Source organism: Actinospica durhamensis, from assembly GCF_018139695.1.
GTDB classification, from domain to species: domain Bacteria; phylum Actinomycetota; class Actinomycetes; order Streptomycetales; family Catenulisporaceae; genus Actinospica; species Actinospica durhamensis.
The window spans coordinates 1-4039 of record NZ_JAGSOG010000445.1 but is presented as its reverse complement, the minus strand read 5'-3'; the positions used below and the strand labels follow the sequence as shown (position 1 = coordinate 4039).

The 4039-nt window shown below is 68.9% G+C and carries 4 protein-coding genes; all 4 read right to left on the bottom strand.

Annotated elements, in window-relative coordinates; genetic code table 11:
• Positions 1 to 353: 353 nt before the first annotated feature.
• The 4 genes from KDL01_RS39540 to KDL01_RS39525 all read right to left on the bottom strand — a co-directional run bounded on the left by KDL01_RS39540 (position 354) and on the right by KDL01_RS39525 (position 3877).
• Positions 354 to 965 (bottom strand): hypothetical protein, encoded by a 612-nt coding sequence (locus tag KDL01_RS39540; RefSeq protein ID WP_212533860.1) that lies wholly within the window; start codon positions 963 to 965, stop codon positions 354 to 356.
• A 177-nt stretch (positions 966 to 1142) separates the two neighbouring features.
• A complete protein-coding gene (locus KDL01_RS39535; RefSeq protein ID WP_212533859.1) occupies positions 1143 to 2012 on the bottom strand; it encodes a hypothetical protein in 870 nt (289 codons plus the stop codon).
• A 20-nt stretch (positions 2013 to 2032) separates the two neighbouring features.
• Complete coding sequence (locus KDL01_RS39530; protein WP_212533858.1) at positions 2033 to 2911, bottom strand: hypothetical protein; 879 nt, start codon at positions 2909 to 2911, stop codon at positions 2033 to 2035.
• Positions 2912 to 3208: 297 nt separating this feature from the next.
• Positions 3209 to 3877 (bottom strand): hypothetical protein, encoded by a 669-nt coding sequence (locus KDL01_RS39525; RefSeq protein WP_212533857.1) that lies wholly within the window; start codon positions 3875 to 3877, stop codon positions 3209 to 3211.
• Between the last annotated feature and the right edge of the window lie 162 nt (positions 3878 to 4039).

Sequence of the window (4039 nt, the reverse complement as noted above, 5' to 3'; positions counted from 1 at the left end):
GCACCGTGCGCGACTACGAGCGCTCCGAGGAGACCCACGAGGCCATGGTCCGCTGGGCGGCGATACGACTGATGACCCGAACCGCCGCCCAGCAGACCACATGATCAGAAGAAGCGGGACACCTTCTCAGAGGTCCACAACTCGAACACCGGCTCCGTAACAGGTACCGTCCTGCAGGCGGGCGACGTGCACGGCAACATCTCGTTCGGCAGGTAGGTATGCCGCCCCTGTCCAGGCTCAGCGTGAGCGATTCTCCCAGCGCGTCCCCGATGTAGCTCGGCTGTCGGTGATCGGCGCAACGGGGAGCCGCGTTGACGGACTCCCCGTGGGTGACGCGGTTTCGGCAGGGTTGGCTACTGCGGCGCCATGTTGTAGGTCACGTCGCGCATGTATCCCGCCGGCGTGGGCCCGGTCACGCGCAGCTCCAGCTTGGTGAACAGGACCTTGTTCCCGGGCTCCGCCACCGGATCGGTGAGGATGACCTCTGCGCTGGTGCTGTCCCACTTGGTGCTCTCCGCGCAGTTCGGGGTGCAGACGTGCCAGGTCAGGGTGCCCGTGGCGGTGGCCTTGGTCGCGGTCCAGCTCGACCAGGTGAGGTTCTTCGCCCATGCGCCCTGATCGGCGCAGGCCAGTACCAGGGCCGCCGGTCGGGTGAGGGCGGCGCCCGTGCCGCAGTCCTCGATGGCGACCTTGACGCTCTGGCTGTTCGTCGTCGCCAGGGACGTGCCGGCCGCGGGACTGGTGGACGCCGCTGAGGTCGTGGACGTCGCGGGCGCGGTGGTGGGCTGGGCGGTCGGGGTCTGCAGCGTGCTCGTGGGGGCAGCGCTCGATGCCGCGGACGCGGTGTCGGACGTGGGCGTGGTCTGGCTGGCGCAGCCGGCCGTGGCGCCGATGGCGGCCAGGACGAGCGTCGCGGCGGTGGCGACCTTGATGTGATGGTTGCGGCGGTGCGCGGTGGACTTCATGGTGGTGGTTCCTCCCCTGTATTGGATGCCCGTTGTCCCGGATCCCGTGCGGGCATTCGATACATGAGACGGATGCAGCGGCGACCGGTTGGAGGTTTCTCGCCGGCCACGGTTGCGGATTGGTCTCGGTGGGGGGCGCCCCTCATCGCCCCCCACCGCTCATGTGCGAGGCGTCGGTCAGCCTCCTGCGGTGATCCAGGCCGCGGGCCCGCCGATCTCGGTCCATCCCTGCCCGGGCCCGTTCCACTGGGCCACGTAGTCGCCGTTCGGCCCGAGGCCGTAGAGCGCGGACCGGCTGACCGCGAACTGCTGGCCGTACCCGCCGATGACCGTCCAGCTGCCCGGGGTGCCGGAGTACTTCTCGATGTTCTGCTCCGAGCCGACGGTCATGTAGACCCCGTACCCGCCCGCATAGAGCAGGTCGCCGCCGCTGCCGATCACGGTCCAGGACTGGCCTCCGGTCCACTGCTCGATCAGGCCGGTGGAGGTTCCCGCGTAGATCCCGGTGTCGCTGACGGCGATGTCGCCGGAGGCCTGGGTGGGCCCGCCGATCTGGGTCCATGAGCCGGCTGTGCCGTTGTAGAGCTCTACCTTCCCGTTGTCCGTCCAGGACACGAGTCCCGCGCCGCCGGCGGCTATCGAGCTCGCGGACCCGCCGATCTCGGTCCAGCCGTGGCCGGGTCCGTTCCAGACGGCCACGTAGCTGTAGTCGATGGCGAGGCCGTAGAGGTGCTGGCCGTCCATGACGAACTGGGAGCCCGGTCCGCCGATGGTCGTCCAGTTGCCCGGGGTGCCCGAGTACTGCAGGATGTCGCCCCCGGTGCCCATCTCGAACAGGCCGGGCGCGCCGAGGTAGACCGCGGCGGCCGGACCGCCGACCTCGGCCCAGCCCTGCCCGGGGTTGTAGAGCGCGACGTACGCGTCGTTCGGTCCGAGGGCGGCGACGGTGTCGGCGTACGACACGGTGCCCGCGGCCGCCGGGCCGGCGCCGAGGAAGCCGGCTGAGACCGCGAGCCCGGCGGCGAGGCCGAGTTTGCTGAAGGACATGGAGATTCCTTTCGAAGCTGTCAGTCGCCGGCGGCGGCCAGGCCGGCCCCACCCGGCCATACCTGCCATGCGGGGCCGCCGATGACGGTCCATGTGCTGCCGCTGCCCGAGTACACCTCGACGTCGGCGGCGGCCGTGTTGCTGCTCCCGACGGCGAAGCCGTATACGGAGGTCTGGCTCACGGCGCCGACCAGCACGGGAAGGCCACCGATCTGCGTCCAACTGAGGGGCGTGCCGTTGTACTCGAAGTCGCCGCCCGCGGCTTCGACGAAAAGTCCCTCGGAGCCGACGGCCTGCACGGCGTAGTAGCTCGTGAAGCCGCCGTTGTCGAGGATCGTTTCCCAGGCGGTACCGCCGGTCCACTGCTCGAGCCCGCTGGGTTCGGAGCTGTAGACCGCGTTGCCGGAGTAGACGCCGAGCGACGCTCCGCCGATCTGGGTCCAGGTGCCCGGGGTGCCGTCGTAGATCAGCGTCTCGGTGATGTCCTGGTTGATCTCGACCAGGCCGGCGGGCCCGGCGGCGATCTGATAGGCGGGGCCGCCGATGACCGTCCAGCCGCCTGCGGCCTGCCCGTTCCACTCGGCCACGTAGGCGTTGTCCGGCCCGATCCCGTACAGGTGCCCGCCACCCTCGACGAACTCGGCCCCGGGCCCGCCGATCTGCGTCCAACTGCCAGGCGTCCCGTTGTACTCCGCGATGTCACCGGTGGACGGGTCGGTCGCGAACACCCCCGCCGACCCGGCGTAGACCTCGCTCGCCGGCCCGCCGATGATCGTCCAGCCCGCCCCCGGCCCGTTCCACTCGGCCACGTAGCTGCGGTCCGGTGCGAGCGCGAACACGGTCTGCTCGGCCCACGGAGGCCGGATACGCACCCCGGCCTGGCTCGTCCCGGTCGTCATGGTGAACGATCCCGCCAGTACGAACGCCGCGATCACGGCCCTGCTACGGAACACCCTGCCACGGAACACGTCGAATCCCCTCCCGCCCGCGCCGGCGATGCACCGCGCCTGGACCACTGTTCCCTGAAGCGGTCCCTCCGTCGTGAGTAGCCCGTACTCAGTCCGTCCGTCCTTCAGGCAGGCTGCGCGCCGGTTACGCCGCTCAGCTCTTCCCCTGTGCCCGGGCTCAGTGATTCTGGTTCTTGGGCAGATCTTGTGACCCCGATAGTCGAGCGACGCTCAAGGGCGAGGTAGGGCTCAGGCGGGGCGCTTGTACCACTGCACTTGTAGGCCATCGAGGTAGTTGAGGAGCTTTGGGTCAGTGGCTGCGACACACACCTCGAGTTCGTCCGCTCTGCGGCGGGACGCTGCGGCTTGTTCGCCGGTCAGATGGGTCACCTCTACAAGGAGCCCGTCACCGAGGTAGATGTCGGTGTGGGCCTGGGGCGGCCACTCCCATCCGCCGAAGCCGACGCGGTCCAGTGGCGTGAGCAGGTGATCGAGTAGCTGCCGGGGGAACCTGTCGGCCCACCAGTAGGCGCCCCCTCCGAGGACCGCCTCGCTCAGCGCGTGGTGAAGGAGAAACTCCGGCATCCTCTCGCCCACCTCTGGCCAGCCTCCGTAGAGCTCACGCTCGTACACGATGTCGGGATCATCGAGGTCGAAGGACCAGAACCAGTCTCCGGTCGGGTCCGTCATGAATGTGACCGCCTTGCCGCTCGCGACGATCCGTTCGGGCTGGTAGAGGTTTTTCACCCGTTCCACGCGTCGCGTCCACTGGGAGTCGAGCTCGAGCCAGTCGACGAGCGGCCGTGGCAGCCACTGAAACTCGGCGCCCAGGCGACGTGGTGCCGCGTCCGGACGTCCACACCAGCGGCCCAGGAAGTCGGGGAGGTCAACGGTCGCGGGATCTATTACATGCTCCATCCAGCCTCCAAGATCGGCTTGCAGCCACGGACGGACTAGGCAGTGTTGGTGAATCTGACTATCTGTTGATGCTTTCTGGCTGCGGTTTTCGGCCTGTGGCTGGCGGGGCTGTAGAACTGGGTCATGGCGCGTGGTGATTTGACGGATGCCCAGTGGGAGTCG

Bases quoted from the DNA above. Each gene is read 5' to 3' on its own strand.
- KDL01_RS39525 (WP_212533857.1), bottom strand. From the start codon at position 3,877: ATGGAGCATGTAATAGATCCCGCGACCGTTGACCTCCCCGACTTCCTG.
- KDL01_RS39535 (WP_212533859.1), bottom strand. From the start codon at position 2,012: ATGTCCTTCAGCAAACTCGGCCTCGCCGCCGGGCTCGCGGTCTCAGCC.
- KDL01_RS39540 (WP_212533860.1), bottom strand. From the start codon at position 965: ATGAAGTCCACCGCGCACCGCCGCAACCATCACATCAAGGTCGCCACC.
- KDL01_RS39530 (WP_212533858.1), bottom strand. From the start codon at position 2,911: ATGACGACCGGGACGAGCCAGGCCGGGGTGCGTATCCGGCCTCCGTGG.